Source organism: Arenibacter sp. P308M17, assembly GCF_003426735.1.
Lineage (GTDB): Bacteria > Bacteroidota > Bacteroidia > Flavobacteriales > Flavobacteriaceae > Arenibacter.
In genome coordinates this window covers 432801-451844 of the sequence record NZ_QVON01000001.1, presented here as the reverse complement: position 1 = coordinate 451844, position 19044 = coordinate 432801, and the positions used below count along the sequence as shown (strand labels likewise).

General features: G+C 40.0%; 9 protein-coding genes. 1 reads left to right on the top strand and 8 read right to left on the bottom strand.

All coding sequences use genetic code 11. The features are described 5' to 3' along the window. Positions 1-24 precede the first annotated feature (24 nt). Positions 25-1617 (bottom strand): glycerol-3-phosphate dehydrogenase/oxidase, encoded by a 1593-nt coding sequence (locus D0S24_RS01840; RefSeq protein ID WP_220377714.1) that lies wholly within the window; start codon positions 1615-1617, stop codon positions 25-27. A gap of 330 nt (positions 1618-1947) precedes the next feature. On the opposite strand from D0S24_RS01840, the gene D0S24_RS01830 reads away from it, so the two are divergent. Next, positions 1948-2700, top strand: coding sequence for a DeoR/GlpR family DNA-binding transcription regulator (locus D0S24_RS01830; RefSeq protein WP_117018150.1), 753 nt, complete (start codon positions 1948-1950; stop codon positions 2698-2700). A 310-nt stretch (positions 2701-3010) separates the two neighbouring features. Here the strand turns inward: D0S24_RS01830 and D0S24_RS01825 are convergent, their stop codons facing one another. From D0S24_RS01825 to D0S24_RS01795, 7 genes are all read right to left on the bottom strand, one after another. Continuing rightward, complete coding sequence (locus D0S24_RS01825) at positions 3011-6394, bottom strand: VCBS repeat-containing protein (RefSeq protein ID WP_117018149.1); 3384 nt, start codon at positions 6392-6394, stop codon at positions 3011-3013. After that, positions 6391-7830, bottom strand: a complete 1440-nt coding sequence (locus tag D0S24_RS01820) for a carbon starvation protein A (protein ID WP_117018148.1) — start codon at positions 7828-7830, stop codon at positions 6391-6393. Before D0S24_RS01820 ends, D0S24_RS01825 begins: the two co-directional genes overlap by 4 nt. A gap of 57 nt (positions 7831-7887) precedes the next feature. Next, positions 7888-9003, bottom strand: coding sequence for a hypothetical protein (locus D0S24_RS01815; RefSeq protein ID WP_117018147.1), 1116 nt, complete (start codon positions 9001-9003; stop codon positions 7888-7890). Between the two features lie 65 nt (positions 9004-9068). After that, the gene (locus D0S24_RS01810) at positions 9069-10856 is read right to left on the bottom strand and encodes an FAD-dependent oxidoreductase (protein ID WP_251795681.1); all 1788 of its coding nucleotides are present in this window, start codon (positions 10854-10856) and stop codon (positions 9069-9071) included. 96 nt (positions 10857-10952) lie between these two features. After that, positions 10953-13460 carry a hypothetical protein gene (locus tag D0S24_RS01805; RefSeq protein WP_220377713.1) on the bottom strand — a complete coding sequence of 836 codons (2508 nt, stop codon included), beginning with the start codon at positions 13458-13460 and terminating at the stop codon, positions 10953-10955. 323 nt (positions 13461-13783) lie between these two features. Further along, positions 13784-15538, bottom strand: a complete 1755-nt coding sequence (locus D0S24_RS01800) for a RagB/SusD family nutrient uptake outer membrane protein (RefSeq protein WP_117018145.1) — start codon at positions 15536-15538, stop codon at positions 13784-13786. 10 nt (positions 15539-15548) lie between these two features. Then, positions 15549-18965: a TonB-dependent receptor gene (locus D0S24_RS01795; RefSeq protein ID WP_117018144.1), complete on the bottom strand. Its 3417-nt coding sequence runs from the start codon at positions 18963-18965 to the stop codon at positions 15549-15551. Positions 18966-19044 lie beyond the last annotated feature (79 nt).

The window sequence follows — 19044 nt, the reverse complement described above, 5'->3', positions numbered from 1 at the left end:
ATTAAAAAATTGTTTTCATTTAATTTAAAATGTTGGATTCAGGATTTCTTTTAAAACATATTTGTTGGCCATAGCCTTAAAATCCAATACCTGTTTTTCCTGCCATAGCAAATCCATATCCATTTCTGTAGCCAAAATTTTCGCAACCATAGGAGCAATTTCCATAGAGGCAAGAGCATCAAGAAACAAAATCCTCACCCTTCTGGCGAGAATGTCTTCAACAGTTCTCGCCATCTCATAACGGACCGCCCAAACAACTTCCGCCTTGATGAACTCTAAATTCGGATGTATTTTTTCCCCTAATTCAGGACATTCTTCCACTAACTTCAAAATGGCCTTCCTATCACTTCCATAAATCGTTAAATGATCGTCCTCAAACTTATCCTCGGTCGAACCGTGGATTTCAATATTATGGGTAATACACTTTCTTTTCGGGAGTATTCCCATACGAATTATCTTATCTATGGTATCCTGTGCCATCTTTCTATATGTGGTCCATTTCCCTCCCGTGATCGTAACCAAGTTGGATTTAGAAACAATAATCTTATGGCTTCTAGAAATCTCTTTTGTCTTTTCAGATCCGTCCTTAGGGGCTGCCAAAGGTCTGAGGCCTGCAAAAACACTTAGTATATCCTTTCTCGAAACCTTTTTTGCGAGATAATTATTGGCGGTATTGATTATAAAGTTAATCTCCTCCTCCAAAGCAACAGGCTCAAGACTATGATCGTTCAGCACCGTGTCAGTTGTACCTATTAACACCCTATTGTGCCAAGGGACCAAAAACAAAACCCTACCATCATCTGTCTTCGGTATCATTATGGCGTCCTCGCCGGGCAGAAAAGTACTATCCACCACCAAATGTATTCCTTGACTTGGACGGACCATATTCTTGGCTGTTTGATCGTCCATTTTTAAAATTTGATCCGTAAAAACACCTGTTGCATTAACTACCACCTTGGCATGCAAACGGTATTCCCTATTCGTCTCAAGGTCTTTACCAACAACACCGCACACAACCCCTAGATTATCCTTTAATAATTGGGTAACCGGAAAATGGTTTATGACCGTAGCTCCCCTTTCTATACAAGTTTGAGCAAGATTTACGGCCAACCTTGAATCATCAAATTGACCATCATGATATACAACTCCACCCTTTAGTTTATTTCTTTTAAGAGTTTTTGCACGCTCCAGTGTCTCCGACTTGCCAATATGCACTGATTTGCCCAAGCTCAACCCGCCCGCCAAATAGTCATATACCTTGAGTCCTATTGTATAAAACATACCACCCCACCATTTGTAATTTGGGATAATAAATGATTGATTTTTTACCAAATGGGCCGCATTAGCAGCCAATAATCCCCTTTCGTATAAAGCTTCTTTAACCAATCCTAAATCACCCTGAGCTAAATAACGAACCCCACCATGAACCAATTTTGTACTTCTACTTGATGTTCCTTTGGCAAAATCGATCTGTTCAAGCAAAAGGGTTTTATAACCTCTTGTAACACTATCCAGTGCTACCCCTAAACCCGTTGCACCGCCCCCTATAATAATCGTATCCCATTCTTTGTATGGATTTAACTCTTCTATTATTATTTTCCTTTCAAATATATTCACTTATGAAAATTTTCAATTTAGGCCAATATTAATTAAAATATTATTAAAACAAAAGTATTTAATAATAAAATGAAGAATTATGAAACTTTTTAATGCTTTTAAACATAACTTGATAAAATCTGAAATTCCCAGACAAGGTATAATTAGGCTATCCAATAGGTATTTGGTTTCGTTTTGTTCTATTTTTACATATTGTGAAAATTTTTTTTGTATTTTGAAACACACAAAGATTCTGGGAAAAAGAATTAATGGGAAAGCGTACATTACAATACTGCATCTTCATTAATTGTCTAGAATATATTTCACTCGTAAATAATTAATCGTACAATGATGAAAAGACATCAGATCATTTTGGATAAATTAGATCAGGAAAAGTATGTTGAGGTGTTAGACCTATGCAAATCGCTTGGTGTATCTGCTGTTACTATTAGAAAAGACCTTAAATTTTTGGAAGATAAAGGTCTATTGTTTCGAACTCATGGCGGAGCTTCATTGGAAGACCCATATATTAATGATCGACATGTAACTGAAAAAGAAAAAATATCAGTAGAGGAGAAGAGTGGAATAGCACTTACAGCCGCCAAACTCATTGTAGAAAACGACACTATCTTGATAGGTTCGGGTACCACTGTGCAGGCATTGGCAAAATCCATTAAGCCAATAGGAAAACTAATGGTAATTACATCTTCTTTATATGTTGTATTGGAATTAATTAAATTTAAGGAAGTAGATGCCCTACAATTGGGTGGATACGTTAGACATAGTTCCGCTTCTGTAGTTGGCAGCTATGCTTTACACATCTTAGAAAACGTTTCCTGTAGCAAACTCTTTTTAGGTGTAGATGGAATAGATTTGGAATATGGATTAACTACCTCTAATTTAGAGGAGGCACAACTTAATAAAAAAATGTTATCCTCAGCACAAAAAACCATAGTCTTGGCCGATTCGTCCAAGTTTGGCAAAAAAAGCTTTGCCCGAATATGTGGTTTGGAACAAATAGATCATATTATAACTGACAAGGGCATTTCTACCACGGTTCTGGACAAACTTGAGGATATGGGCATATTAGTAACAATTGTGTGATTTTTTGAATTTATGCAACGTAATGCATTATCCCAAGGCATGTCAAGGTAATACTTTGAAAAAAAACATTTTACATCTTTAGGCATTTATGAACTAGGCAAATTACGATTGCGCCTAAATTCGATTTTATTTAACACTTATCTTCTGAAACACTATAAAATAAAATCGGGAACCCTGTGCGGTTAGGTTATGGTAAGATTTGGGGAAACACTTTTTAGCACAGCTTGATCCCAGCACTAAATAAAATTGGGATAAGGCCTCCTTACCCATCAATCAATCAATCAACTAACCAACTCAACCCAAACAAACATTATTTAATTTTTTCAGTATGCCTTTGGTATAATATAACGGATTCATTATTTCTGGCCACCATAAAAGCTTTCCTTTTTTCTTGTCCCAAATATATAACCGCTGCTCCCCTTACATCTCCTTGAACATAGAATCCAGACTCTTTGGAGGGAATAGTTTCAAAGCTACCATTTGCAGATTTATTTAGATATAGACCATAACTTGCATCATTTCGGGGAGTTTCGACTTCCGAACCATATAGATTTCCGAAGAAAACTAGATCTGTATCTTTTGCACTTTTGTTCTGCAGAGTCAATATTTTATTTATTGACGAAATCTGTGCACTATTTGGGAGTGGAGCAAAATCAAAATATTGATTGTCCACATTAATTAGAATACTACTTGCAAAATTAGTAGCTGCCAAATGACGGGCTTTGTCCAAGCCCTCACCATAAACCTCACTTAAACTGGCCTTGCCAAAGTCCTCATACGTCTTAAACTTTTTCTTTATAAAGGGCATTTGGCCAGAAGAACATTCCCGCCCGCGCAAAGGATACATTTGCTCCCCTTCATGGTATCCTAAAACAATATCGTTGGTATTATTATCATCAAAATCATTTAAATATAAATGAAAGGGCTCCTCTTTTGAAGCCTTATATTTATAATTAAGCCCTAAGTTGCCTGCAATGATATCTGTGTCCCCATCATAATCAACATCGGCAGCCGCAAGACTAAACCACCAACCTACATTATTATTTAATCCAAATCGTTCGGATATGTTTTGAAATTCATTGTTCCTGCAGCTAAAGGCCTGAATATTTCCCCATTCTTGGGCAATAATCAGTTCTTCAAATTGATCGTTATCCAAATCCACCCATAACGCGTCTGTTACCATCCCTAAATCATTAAGTCCGGGAAAAACTTTATCCGTGACATCCTTAAATTCAATGCTACCACTATGGGATACATTTTTTAACAGTAAACTTTTTGCAGGATAACCATAGTTTTGGGGCTGTAACCTTGACCCGATGAACAGATCCAAATTACCATCCCTATCATAATCCAAAGTCTTAACAACCTGGCCACTACCAAGGATTTCGGGAATAGCATTGTTGTTTCTTATAAACTCGCCCTTACCATTATTTTCATAAAAACGGTCCAAATAAAATAAATTTCCGGCTTTTTTTTCGTTACCACCACTTACAACATACAAATCTTGGTCTCCATCTTTATCGGCATCCATAAAAATAGCACCGGTATCCTCATGGTTTTTGTCCAATAAAAACGATTCCATTCGCCTGCCCTCAAACTTATTAGCAGTAGTTTGGACAAACAACATCCCCGATTGACCCATTGCCCCTCCAACATAAAAATCATCCAAACCATCACTATTCACATCAGCAACAGCAAGACATGGTCCAAATTGTGACATTTTATGGGGCAATAAGGATTCCAAAGAAAAATCATTATAATCATTTTCCTCATGTTTAAAGTTGATGCCATAGTCCTCCGTTATATCCAGAAATGTATAGTCCGGCTTATCCTTTTCGAACGTTACTGTCCCTACAGGGGCATATTGAATAAAAATTTCTTGGTTAGCCTTTATATTGGTCAAGATCTGGCAATCCCCATCTGGCCAAATTACTTTAACGGAATCAATTTTATCAATATTTCCAAGTCCAAAATGAATAGGTGTAGCCATAGCGGATTGGAAACCTCTTGAAAAATAATTTTCGGCATAAAAGGTCCTATTGTCGGCCTTGATCTCTATGCGGGCCCCAATGCCATCAATATTCCTATCCGGCCCTTTTAATATTATTTTCAAAAATGCATTTTTAGACTGATTGTTACGATACAATTGGGCGAAATCATCCGTATTATTGACTACGATATCCAAGTCCCCATCATTATCAAAATCGGCATATGCTGCGCCATTTGAATAGGTAGCCGATTGATTTACGGCGAGTTTATTGAATTTTAGATCTCCTTGGTTCAGATAAAAATAATTTTCCTTTTTTCGTTCAGGCAACTTGTCCAATAGATCATCCACATACTTTGCCAGATCCACTTTTCTGCTGCGTTGCCCTTCTTGATATTTTTCCTCCAAATAAATAGCAAAATCATTATTTCTGAAATCCATTTTAATGCCGTTGGAAACAAACAGATCCCTATATCCGTCGTTATCCATATCCAAAAGCAATGGTGCCCAACTCCAATCCGTACTGGATATATCTGCCAGTTGCGCTATATCCGAGAAGGCTGGGATATTCGTATTGGGGTACCTACCATTGTTAATCTGAAGAGCGTTGTACATATACTGCCTATGAAGACCCAAATTCTCAATATTATAAAATTGAGCTACATTCATACCGCTCATACTTGTCTTTTGGGTATAATTATCCTCAGCCATCATATCAAGTGATACTATGTCCAATAAGCCATCATTATTGATATCGGCAATATCATTGCCCATAGAAAAAGTGGACATATGATTAAATGACTTATGGGAACTTTCCGTAAAAGTGCCATTTTGATTGTTCAAATAAAGATGATCCTTTTCATAGTAATCATTGCTTATATAAACATCCGGCCAACCATCATAATTTACATCCCCAACGGCAAGACCCAGGCCAAAACCGAGATTATTGCTGATAATTCCTGCCTTTTCAGTTACATTGATAAACATTCCATCATCATTGCGGTAGAGTTTTTCCCCAATCTTATCGGATGTTCCATTCATTATTTCAGCTGTCTCCTCTATCCCGTACATTTCTATATTATGGTTGATCAAGAACATGTCCAGATCCCCATCACGGTCATAGTCAAAAAAAGAAGCTTGGGTGGAATAATGTGGCAAGTCCAGTCCATACGATTTCGCATCCTCCTCAAAGACAGGGATATTGTCTTTATTCATTCCTTTATTGATCAATAACAGATTGCGTAATGGCTCATCGGATTCAAACCGACCTGATCTAAGAATGTAAATATCCTTTAAACCGTCATTGTTGATATCCACAACGGTCACACCTGTAGGAAACCCACCATTGCCTTGGGCATTGGCAGTTACACTTACATTTCTGAACTTTAGGTTTCCTATATTTAAGAATAACTTATTGGTCCGAAGGTTGCTAATAAAATAGACATCTTGAAGTCCATCATTGTTAAAATCGGCCACGGCAACCCCTCCCCCATTATAAAAGTATTCATAGTAAAATCCGTTCATGGTAGTGGTTTCCTCCAGCTTATTGACAAAATTGAGACCGGTATCCTCAACCCCTAGTACGGTATATAATTCCTGCTCTTCCCCAATAATCTTTTGGGCCCGATCATCGGAACAAGAAAGGAACTCTAAACCAATAATCAACAGAACGGATGTGAAAATAAGGGTCTGAATTTTTTGCATCATACCCCAACAAATATTTTTTTCTTTTGGGCGGTATATACCCAAAATGAGATTGTAATAGTCAATGTTATTAGCGTGCCACCTATGTATGAAATATCATTGGGCAATTGGAAACCTTCTGGAGCTATCAAAATATAGGTACTACATACCATGGTCATAAAAATTGCCGGTAAAAGGGTAACCCAATATGCCTTGTTTTCATAAATTAAATAGGCGGTTATTGTCCATAGCACAATCATGGCCAAGGTTTGGTTGCTCCAGGCAAAATAACGCCATATAATTCCAAAATCGATTTGGGTAAGCACAAAGGCTACTACAAATAGCGGCAGACTAATAAGAAGTCTGTTGATTATTTTTTTTTGGTCGGATTTAAATATATCGGACAATATTAGACGTGCAGACCTGAAGGCGGTATCGCCAGAAGTAATCGGGGCGGCAACAATACCCAATAAGGCCAGTACCCCCCCAATTTGGCCCAGCATGTTAAGCGATATCTCATTTGCCGCCCATGCAGCGTTGTTGTTATTGGCAATCATAGCGCCGTTTAAACCTTCCACATTACCAAAGAAGGTCATTGCAGCTGCGGCCCATATCAGGGCTACGATACCTTCTGTGACCATTGTGCCGTAAAAGATCTTTCTTCCGTCCGTTTCATTTTTCATGCAGCGCGCCATGAGCGGGGACTGGGTGGCGTGGAATCCGGAAATGGCACCACAGGCTATGGTTATAAAAAGGATTGGAAACAAGGGGGTCGCCTCTGGATCACTGGTCATATTTCTTAAATTACCCGGCACCAGTTCCGGAATGTTGTAATCCCCAAAAAAAAGTGCAATTACCAAGCCAATGGCCATTAGCAACATGGCCACGCCAAAAATAGGGTAAAGTTTACTTATCAACTTATCTATTGGCAGCAAAGTGGAGAGTATATAATAAACCAAAATAATGGCTACCCAAACCCATACGTTCCAGATATTCCCGGTCATTCCATCTATTATTTTGGCGGGACCTACCAAGAATACGGTCCCCACAAAAATTAATAGGACCACTGAAAAAAGGCGCATAAACTGTTTGGCAGTAGGTCCTAGATAAATTCCGACCACTTCACTAATACTCAATCCATCATGCCTAATGGACAACATTCCGGAAAAATAGTCGTGTACCGCACCTGCAAAGATGCTTCCCAATACGATCCACAAAAAAGCGGCAGGCCCAAACATGGCCCCGGCAATGGCACCAAAGATGGGTCCCAAGCCTGCAATATTCAGAAACTGGATCAGAAAGACCTTCCATGTGGGCAATGTCATAAAATCAACATCGTCCCGAAGTCTGACCGCTGGAGTTTCCCTGTCCTTATCGACCCCAAATATCCGCTCCATCAATTTCCCGTATGTGAAATAGCCCAGTACCAAAGCTCCAATAGATAATAAAAATGATATCATTTCGATAATGTTATAATTATAAAATTAATTTTTCCAAATCAATCACCTCTACCCCAATTATTCCAAATCCTCTAAAAATTCAGTTACAATGTAGGCGTATGTGTGGTTACCCGACTCGGCAAACCGCAAAAGTTGTGCGTTAATATCAGGATTGGTCTTTACGGTATTTTCAATAGCCGATAGATACAATTTCAGCTGATTTTTGGTCATTAACTCCAAATTGCCGGCCAAGGAGACCAAAACCTCGACTGGAGCCTTCTGAATATGATTTAGCAACAAGCTTCTATTATTGATATCGACTTCTGCAAAGCTCGCCCAAAAAGGAATTTGTAGACTATCTGTTTCCCAGAACAATTTAGGAAGATTTTGCACAATATAGGTACGGACCAGTGGAATACTTTCCCTAAAAATTTGAGCAATTCGGTCCTTATGTTCCATGTATTCGGATTCTCTCAAGGAATTAAGGGCATACATTTGATAATCCACCTCCCTGCTCATGAGCATATAATTCTTTAATTCCTCATCGAACATAGATGCGGTATATTTCTGGAGCTCTGCCTTAATTGGACCATTAGCAATATTCCATGCCACATAACAGGAGTAGAGCGCCCCATCTACCACAGACTCCTTAACCTCAGCTATTGTAGCACCGGCTATGGCATCTACACCATCCAATTGTGGCTCTTTTGGTTTTGATACCAACTCATCAATTTTCCTTCTTTTAAGAATTGAATTATCATCCAACAATAACTGGTGTAATTTTTCATAATCCTGCTCCACAAATTCCACATGATCATGTTTTGTTAGTGCTTGGCCTTCCACCTTATCAAAACCAACATAAGCTCCCAATAAATTCCAATAAAGTGTAAGGTACATTAACCTACATTCACCATCGGCACAAACGGGAGTACAAATATCCGCTGTATAGAGAACTGGTCTTTGCAGATCGGTTACGAGCATATCTACATTTTGATTGCCCATCGCCTCCACCTCAATATAAAAAGGAGTTGCCTTATTGTTCAATGCAAGGCCATCTTGCCATTCCATGGCATAGTACTCCGGCTTTTTTGTAATCCCCCTATCTTGCCCATCACCGTTGTAGTTCATGACCAATTTTTGGGTCGACAAAAATCCCAATCCGCAAATTAATATGTTGACAACTATTAATTTCATGATAATTTACCTGCCCAAGGCATATAACAAGACCAGTTACATAGTCTTTTTTAAGATTGGGACAACTATTTTTTGGAGTCTGGAATGGGTGTATATTTTTGTTTTTCGATAAGCTCCATATATTCATCCAAATAACCCGTATAAATATCCCTAGGGTCTACCTCGTACTTTTTACAAAGTGATGCCGCAAAACCTACGGCCGCACCCATTTGTCCTGTGGTCCTCATTACCCTAGGCCCACCCAGGCCAACATGGGAAGTACTGAAATTTCTCCCCGCCATAAATAAATTACTAATATTTTTTGAATACAAACTTCGATAGGGAATGTAATATTTGGGGGTCTTATAAAAAAGTGCCTCAGAAATAAAGTCGGGGTTTTTCTCATCCTCCAACACCGTCTGATAATGCACATCCACTTCCCTGGTTTCTTCAACTACACCATCGGGAAAAGTACGGCCAGTTTTAGCATCGTTCAATGTAAAAATATAATCCCCTACCAATCTTCGGGATTCACGTTTACCTACCAAATAAGATACCCATTCCAATTTTCGATTGGCGTTTTCAGGTTGTTTTTTGGCATTTGCAAATGAGCCATAAATAGCTCGGAGCATATGATCACGAATTTCTTCTGCATCATCGATCTGATTAAGGTCATTTCGACTAAACTCCCACTGCCATTCCCCTTTTACCTTTGCATAATCCTTAGCCACCGGCATTGCCCAAGGTACCTTTGGAAAGTCGACCTTTTGTTCTACCTCATAGGAACGCCAAAGAACAGAAGACCCCATCACCGCATTGTCGGGTTGCTTTGGACTCCATAATTCCCCGTGTTCTTTCCATTCTTCCCCGTATTCATCTACACTTTCCCTACCATATGAAAATTCCGCACCGGCCCAAAAACCTATCCAACCATCTCCTGTAGAATCAACAAAAAGCGGTGCATTAAACCGAATGCGCTCCCCTGTTGCGGTCTGGCGTGCATCTACATAGCTAATTCTGTTTTCAACTGCCTTGGCATCATAGGCCCTCCAGTTTAAAAAGAGGGAAATGTTGTTATAACTTTTTACATTGTTGTCCCTTTTTATCTGGTCTTTATGTGCTTCCGGTGAACCATTGGGATAATGTTCCGTATCCAACTTTTTTAAGATCCTCTCAAAATTGCCATATATCCCTAAGGTATGTACCCTAATCTCACTACTTGCATTACCCCCCAAAACGGGCCTATCGTGAATCAGGGCAACCTGAAGTCCTTGCTCCGCAGCTGCAATTGCAGCTGCACAACCGGCAATTCCTCCACCTACGACTACAAGATCATATTTTTTAGTCACCTCCGGTGCCAAGGGTTCCATAACCACTGTTTTCCTCCAAGCGGTCAACTTTTTTAAAGATGAAGGCGGTTCATTATCCGAAGTAGTAAAATAGATTGCATCACAGCGCCCATTGAAACCTGTAAGGTCTACTAGTTCCAAAACATTTTTTTTATTCTTGATTTGTATGGCCCCGGCATATTCCCATCCCCAACCGGATCGGAGACCCAAGGTATTTTCCAATAACACATCATTTACTTTTATTTGAAATTTCCCTGGGGCTTCCCATTCCCCAGGTACCCAATTCTTGGTGCGAACCCAGACCTTATACTTGCCATCTTTCTTAAAATTCACTTCAGTCTTTGCATTTTTCACCGGTTCTCCCATACCGTGGGCCAGAAGATAGGAAGAACCCATCTGTTCAATGAATTGTGGATCAACGACCCATCCACCTGTATCGTCAAAACTTTCCGCTTCCAACAACAAATCTTGGGAAATCATAAAATTTATGTTGAAGAAGCACAGAATCAGAACTAAATATTTCATTCGGATATATATTAATTGTTAAAAAAAACTTATTCCTCTAGGAGGTTATGGCATCTAATACTTCCATTCTATTTCCTCCGTAAATAATACAAAATTTTACCTATACTCCAATTGCACGGTTGCCTTACAGTCTTTATCCGCTACAATCCTGATCCATCTAGATTGAAAGTTATCAGGAAAGGTATAGTCATACTCCCCACCTCCCTTAACAGTTACCTCCTTATAGGTCATCCATGGTCCATGCCCTATAGGCTCTACCTCAATCTTGTAAGTAACCGATATATTGGATAGATTGGAAATTTTGATATTTTTCTTGTCATAAAATCCTATCAAATAGGGGTCACTAGGTATATTGGCCAATACCTCGGTATCTTTCCATGGCCCCCCTACACCCACTGGTTTGCCCAATTTCCACAAATCATCTATAGTTCCCGCCCATACCTTGGCTTTCCCGTCATTAGATGTGATAACATGTTCATTGTCTCCCATAAAATCGTTTTCAATACCGGTTAACACGAACAGTCCACGGTATGATGCATAATCATGAATAAGCATATTATGGGAGGAAACAGGCCGTATTTTTGCAAAACCATCGGCATTCTCTGCAGGCAACTCATAAAAGGTACCTGAGCAATTTAATAGATCGCGTTCTGTAGAAACCTCCCGACATATACGTAGTGCTCCGTTATCCATCCCTTCGCCGTAGGCATCATTGCCCTTGGGCAATCTCCAGCGTCTCCCCTGATCGTCTACTATTAAAACAGAAGCCGCATCGGTTGTCACCACGTTTTTGGGTATGGCGACCTTGTCCCGCATTAATTGCACGGTTTTGTCATCCTCTTTTTTAACCAAGTTCAATAAAGAATCCAATTCGTAGTATCCGGTTTCCTGGAATCCCGAAGTGGAGACCTTTCCTGCCAAAACCCCAAGGGTCCGTCTGTTGTCCCCAAGGGCCCAAAGTAGCCCACCAGTGGCATTCCTATCCGAGATATCCGCTATTCCCCGGAACATCTCATTTGGTTGGACGTTCCTGTTATCCGTATCACTATAGAAAAAATGAACTGTGGCCTTTGTAGCTTTGTTTGGCTTAATGCGTACCCACTCCCCTATTTCGTTATCTTGGAACATTATATGCTTGGACTCGCCTGCTAGAGCATCAACAGTTTTTAAAGGTGTCCAGTTGCCATCTCCCTTTTTATCTACTTCAAAGTAAAAAGTAACCGTTGAATTACCTTCGTTCTTGATCCAGGCCGATCTTTTATCCCAACCTGTAAAAAGAAATGGTTCGGAAAATTCATTGCCCCCAATTTCTTCGGAAATCCAGACCGCACCTTCAGCTGTATTAGGTCCCAATTCATCGGGCTTATCCAGAGTGGTAAACCAAAGGTTGGAATTGGATTGCCCAGGACCTATCAAACTACCTTTCTGCTTACGCGTATTTAAAAACTCTTTCTCTGCAGAATCGTCACAACCAAAAATCAATTGATCGTTCCATCTAGAAAAATCGCCAATTACTTTAAGATAGGATGAACGAGGTCTAATACCAGCAGAATTATTGGCCGTAAAGGTTTCTGGAAAATGCCAGAACATGCCATGCATGGTCATTAGGAACTCTGGGGTTTCTTCAGTGCCAATATTTCTTATCCTAGGCCATTCCGTATTCCAACCATGTGCGCCGTCGTAAGAATGACTCGCCTTGGGCAGCCTGTAATAGTTCCATCCGGTTTCTGGATTTCTAACACCTATAAGCACCGATTTAAAATCCCAGCCCGTGGCCCAAATGGGGTCATTTTCCGGATCTTTATTTCCGTAAATACCTCCTGGCCCCGTAACTTCCACAAATTGGTTTCGACGAACCACATTCCAATCTTTCCCATCCCATTCCGACAATGAACCGGATTCCACATCAAATTTTCCTAAAGCCTCATGATTGGCCTCCCCATTATTACTATATACCATAACGCCCTGCCCTGAATACAATCCCTTTCCATGGGCACCAGGTAATAACGGACCATATTGTGCCATGTCTTTGGCTGTCCGCAATGCATTGGCATCTGGGTAAAGCGTTGTTGGCTCCAAGGTATTTACATCAACCTCATAAAACCCTTCCTCCATGGTAGCGTAATATATTTTACCCTCAGGATCAAATAAATGTCGGGCATTCCCAGTATGCCTCCCGGGCATTTTCCCATAGGGAATGGCCCTTACCTTTCCTTCTCCATTTATGGCATACGGACCTATAAACAGCTTATTACTTTCCAAGTGTACCATACGATTGGCGGGGGTTCCGCCAATACTCTCTTCCCTTACTTCTTGATCCAGATCTGAATTTATGGAGTACAGTTTATCCGAAGAACCATTGGGTTGATGAGGACTATAGGTCATTACCCATAATTTATTGGCCCAGGGTACCACGGCCCCGGTTCCGCATTCACCTCCTAAATTGTACATCGCCAAATGTGGGTATATCCCACTAAGTGAAATATATTTATCCGCTTTCCCCTCGGTTTCACTTTTATCCATATTGTCTTTGCAGGATAGGGCAAAACCAAACAACAGTATCCCCACAAGAGAAAAGAAATTTGTTTTTATAGCTTTTATCATTATTATTTTTTTGATTTTGTAATCGCGTAACCAATTTCAATTAATTTATATCTCAAAAAATTAAGGGTCTAGAAGTATTTCCAATACCAACTTTGACGAATCCTCTTTTTGAAAAAATAAAAAAATCCCCAGAAATATTGTTATTCCCGGGGAATAAACTATGAACTCATCTTGACTTTTTCTATTCCCTGCAAAATCATCATTTTGCACCCTAATTTTGTCTTTTCTCTCACCGTAGCGCTGCTATGCTGCTCCAAAAAGCCTTCATTAGGATACAAAAGCATAACTTTTCGGTTGAAAACAAAAAGTCAAGATGAGTTCTATTAATAACCTGTATTTTGGGTTAAGTTAGGGTTCAACAATCGCTCGGAAGCAGGTATTGGCCATAAATATTGACGCTCTGGAAAATTAATGGTATTAAGTGACCTACATAGCCCGGCATTCAACAATGCTGAAAAATCAGGTAGGCCATCTTCGTCTATTTCCGGTACCATTCCCCAAAACCACAGGCCAGGGGTTACAACATCATCCATTAAGGGGCCAGTTGGAGGTACCGTTACATTTCCATCCGTTGCCACATTCAACAAACCGTAGGAAGTACCTGTAAGGGCCTTTTCAGCCAAACGCCATCGTATAAGGTCCATATATCTTCTGCCTTCAAAAGCGAGTTCTGCCCGTCTTTCACTTCTAACCTTTCGCCTTAGTTCATCTTGATCTGTAGTGGTCACCGCTGGATTTGGTATACCTGAATTGGCGTATGCCCTATCACGTACTGCATTAATTGCCGCAAGTACACTGGCATCAATTTGATCCAATTCAATTTTTGCCTCCGCATACATCAATAAAACATCGGCATACCTGATAACCGTTAAATCCGGATCCGTAAGATAGTCCTTCCAATCCTCGTCTATTCCTTTTTTCCATGCCAAACCATTAAAGGAGGCAAAAGCGGCAACAGAGGGGGTATCATTATTTTTTATAAGACTATTGGAAGAATAATCCATTACTTCCTTTTTTGCAGGATGTGGGGTATATTCCAAATTCATAAAATTGGAACCATCACTTGGGGCCAATCCATCGCCCTCTTCCAAAGAACCAAAGGGTACAATGGTAATACTACATCTTGGATCTCTATTTTTAAATGGGTTTTGGGGATCAAATAATGGGGATTCGTCTATAGGTAATCCATCTACGCATTCAAAGGAAGCCAGTAGTTCCCAGGTGGGTTGCCTTGCCCCCCAGCCCCCATGATTTCTTGGAAGATAATCGCGAACATTATCGTTCCTAATCTCATTTAGATCCACATTTCTGGGAATATGGAAAATAGTTTCTTTGGAATTTTTAGTACTGGCGATAAAAAGCTCTTCAAAATTTGGATAAAGCTCATATTCCCCTAAATCCATACAATCCTCAGCCGCTTCCGCAGCCGTGGCATTATCTCCCATATATAAGGCAATCCTAGCTTTCATGGCATAGGCCGCTCCCTTGGTAGCATACTTTAATCCATCATACGAAACCGGTAAATTAAGAGTTGCATCATCATAATACGCATAAATTCTCTGAAGTATTTCATCCTTATTGGTCCTACCTATTTCGAAAGATTCATCAACGGTAAGTTCTTCCTCATAGAAGGGAACGTCACCGTAATGAGAAATTAGGTATGACCAATAAGATGCCCTTAAAAAGTTAGCTTCTGCCTTAAACAACCTTTCATCCTCATCTGTAAGAAAATCCTGTGATTCCAATTTCTCCAATACCACTAAAACCCTGGTAATTCCCTTGTAGATATTATCCCAATTGGTATTAGCAATCCCATACTCCGAAGAAACGGTTCCAGCTTTAATTGCATCCAAGGCATCCCTTCTCTGCCAATCGTCCGTCCAACCTTCAGCAGATTGGTCCACGGGCCAAAATACTTCCCTATAGCCCTCATTCAAAGATTGTCTAAATTGATCTTTATTCTGATACCAACTTCCAGAACTGGCGGCATCCTCTTGCACCAGATCCAACTCAGTACAGGAAATTCCCAAAAGCAGGAATCCCAGACCAAAAATTGTTCTATATATATAATTTTTCATTTTTATAAGTTTAAAAATTAGCTTTTACCCCAACAATGAAGGACTTTGTGATTAAATATCCGCTCCCCTGCTCCGGATCTATCCCTTCCGGCAACCTATCCACTGTAAACAGGTCGTTTCCCGCAACATATAATCTTAATGCAGAGAATCCGTTTTCCCCAAATATTTCAGAGGGCAAGGTATAACCAAGTGTAATGTTCTTAACCCTTAAATAGGAACCATTGATCAACCAGTAATCTGAAAAACTATTGTAGTTATTGCCCACAGCGTTTTCGGACAACCGTGGATAGGCTGCCTTTAAATTCTCATCCGGAGAATTATAGGCACTCCAGTAATTACCTGCGTATAGGGTAGAAGGCGACAGCCAACTTTCTTGAAATGGTCTGATAAAGTTGGAGGATAGGTTAAAACTTTGCTGTCCTACACCTTGAAACACCACTCCAAAATCAAACCTTTTGTAGGCCAAATTAAGATTGCCCCCGTACTGATATCGCGGTAATGAACCGCCTAAAATAGTCTTGTCCAATTCATTTATCACCCCATCAGGAGTACCGTCCGGACCACTGATGTCCTTATATTTAATGTCTCCAGGGCTAACCGCATCACTGGTTGTGGCCGAATTATCAACCTCCGCCTGAGTTTGATAGAGTCCGTCCGATTGATAACCATACCAAGATCTAAATTCAGTTCCCTCTTCAGACAAAAAATTCCCATCAAATAAACGTTTTCCACTAACATTACCTATTATGGATTTGGAATCGAAAATGTTAAAAGAGGTTGTCAATCTTACATCCCCTATACTTTGACGATAGGTTAACCCCAATTCCCAACCTTTGGTATCCATTCCTCCCACGTTGACTGTTGGATCGTCATAACCACTTAACGCCGGTATACTAAGATCTAAAAGCATGTCTCTGGTATCTTTTTTAAAATAATCTGCGGTTATGGACAATCTGTCATTGAAAAGGTTTAAATCTATACCAAGATCCAAGGTTGTAGTGGTTTCCCAAGTTACATCCTCAATAGCCAAAAAACGTTGGGCGGCAGACCTTACCGCCTGTACATTGCCCCCATTGGCGATTAAGGCATTACTGAATTGAAGTACCGATAAGTAAAGGTAGTTCCCCAATCTATCGTTACCAAGGCTACCATAGGATGCCCTTAATTTTAAAAATGAAATAGCTGGATCCAGGGCTTCCATAAAATTTTCGTTGGAAACAACCCATCCTCCAGAAACAGAGGGAAACGACCCCCATCTATAATCTTTTCCAAATCTGGAAGAACCATCCCTTCTAACCGTACCCTGTAGATAATATTTATTATTGAAATTATAGGCCACCCTTCCGAAATATGAGGAATAGGCGTTTTCCGATACACCTGTACCACTATCAAAAACCTTGTCTATAGGTGCTTGATTGAGGAAGGGATAATCGCTACTGACAAATTCATTGCCCCTAACACCCAAAGTTTCACTTTGGGATGAAAACTCTTCATAGCCTATTACACCACTAATATTATGATTGCCAAAACTTTCTTCATAATTCACCAGAGCTTGGGTGGTAATGGTGTTGTCATTGGCCCTTCTTTCAATAAGATAGGTTTGGGTTGAGTTGTGACCCGAAATATAATTGGGATTAGCCAATTGGTTTGGGTCATCAAAGCCCCAATAAGGAATTGATTTATTAAAGAATTTATATTTATTAAATTCGAAATTGGGAGCCAAATTCACGGAAATCTTAAGAGCATCGTTAGGTTTATAAAACAATCCCACTTTTCCGTAAAACAGGTAATTTTCATTGGTCTGGTACCCCCCTTGATGCAGTTGCGCATACATATTGTCCCCAGATTTACTTTCGCCTATCCTCCCATCGGCCCATATGGCCGCATAAACTGGTGCAGATTGTATTGCCCTGGCCGTTGGATCTGCGGTTGGCCTATCATCCTTTGTCAATCTCATGGCAAAATCCAATGTCGCACCAAGTTTATTCGATATTTTTATATCGTTGTTGATCCTTGCATTATATCTTTTCCAGTCCCGATAGGCGTACAAGGCATCTTGATACTCATAACCAAAGGAGGCATTGGTCCTTACCTTTTCTGACCCCCCACTTATATTGATGTTGTGACGATATCCCGATGAAGACTTCCTAAGTATGAGGTCTCTCCAATTGGTATCTGGATACTGGTCTGGATTAATCGCATTGTTGGCTGTATAGTTGGAAATGAGTTCCTCCGACCAAGTAGGGTATTCATTACCATCATTTCCATTGTCGTTCCAGGCCTTTTCATTATCCATTTGCATATAGGGTATGGCAGCCACCGTTTTTCTGGTCTCCGTAGGCGTATTAATAAAATACTCCCCACTATATCCCAAGTTGAAAACCTCACTTTTCCCTCTTTTTGTAGTAATGATAATGACTCCCGCAGCAGCCCTTGACCCATAAATGGCAGCTGAAGCCCCGTCTTTAAGAACCGAAATACTTTCTATTTGATCTGGGTTCACGTCATTGATACTGGATACAGGTACGTCATCCACAAGAATGAGGGGAGAACTATTGCCCTGCAAAGTGGTGACTCCCCTAACCCTAACTTCGTTTCCTGCACCAGGTTCCGAGTTGCTCCTAGTAACACTTACACCGGCTACAGAGCCTTGTAAAGCATTGGAGACGTTGGTAGTACTTCGCGCTGCAATTTCATCGCCGTCCACTACACTGACCGAACCGGTAATATCTTTTTTGGCCTGGGTACCATATCCAACAACTACAACCTCTTCCAGCCCAGAAGAACTTTCTTCCAAACTAACATTTACAACTTCCTGTCCATTAATCGCGATTTCCTTTGTTGCAAAGCCAATATAGGAAATGGTTAAACCCGAATTCCCATTTTCAACCGTCATGGAAAAGTTGCCATCAAAATCGGATTGGGTACCATTGGTAGTTCCTTTTTCCACAATACTGGCCCCTGGCAAAGGAACCCCAGTATTGTCCGTAATAGTCCCGGAAATGGAAAAACCCTGTAATTTTGTGTAATTGGTGAGTGTTACGGGCTGCACTGAAACTATTTTTTTCTTGACTACAACCTGTCTATCGTCAATTTTATAATCAAGATCTGTGTTCAAAAATGCATTATCCAATATGGTGGCAACAATTGCATTTTTTAGATGTATGGAAATCTTTTTTTTACTGTTTAATACATCATCCTTATAAAAGAAAACAAATTCACTTTTACTCTGTATTTCCTTAAAGAGCTCTTCAAAAGTTACTCCAGTGACATTAATGTCGATCTTGGTTTGAGCATTGGTTAGGTTGGCATAGACCGAGCTGAGACCGATACATATAAATAATATAAATATCCTCATAATGCTAATTATTCCGCGCCAAAAGGTTTTTTCACCCCACAAGGGAACGCGCTTGATAATTTTATTCATAATTTTGTTTTTGGTAAGTTAATGCTGCTCTAGTACAGCAATGTTAATTTTTTCATGGCCGGTGGATGGGCAAACATCC

What these genes read in the sequence shown, in the direction of transcription:
- D0S24_RS01830 (WP_117018150.1), top strand. Translation starts at nt 1,948, where the DNA reads ATGAAAAGACATCAGATCATTTTGGATAAATTAGATCAGGAAAAGTAT.
- D0S24_RS01825 (WP_117018149.1), bottom strand. Translation starts at nt 6,394, where the DNA reads ATGATGCAAAAAATTCAGACCCTTATTTTCACATCCGTTCTGTTGATT.
- D0S24_RS01820 (WP_117018148.1), bottom strand. Translation starts at nt 7,830, where the DNA reads ATGATATCATTTTTATTATCTATTGGAGCTTTGGTACTGGGCTATTTC.
- D0S24_RS01815 (WP_117018147.1), bottom strand. Translation starts at nt 9,003, where the DNA reads ATGAAATTAATAGTTGTCAACATATTAATTTGCGGATTGGGATTTTTG.
- D0S24_RS01810 (WP_251795681.1), bottom strand. Translation starts at nt 10,856, where the DNA reads ATGAAATATTTAGTTCTGATTCTGTGCTTCTTCAACATAAATTTTATG.
- D0S24_RS01805 (WP_220377713.1), bottom strand. Translation starts at nt 13,460, where the DNA reads ATGATAAAAGCTATAAAAACAAATTTCTTTTCTCTTGTGGGGATACTG.
- D0S24_RS01800 (WP_117018145.1), bottom strand. Translation starts at nt 15,538, where the DNA reads ATGAAAAATTATATATATAGAACAATTTTTGGTCTGGGATTCCTGCTT.
- D0S24_RS01795 (WP_117018144.1), bottom strand. Translation starts at nt 18,965, where the DNA reads ATGAATAAAATTATCAAGCGCGTTCCCTTGTGGGGTGAAAAAACCTTT.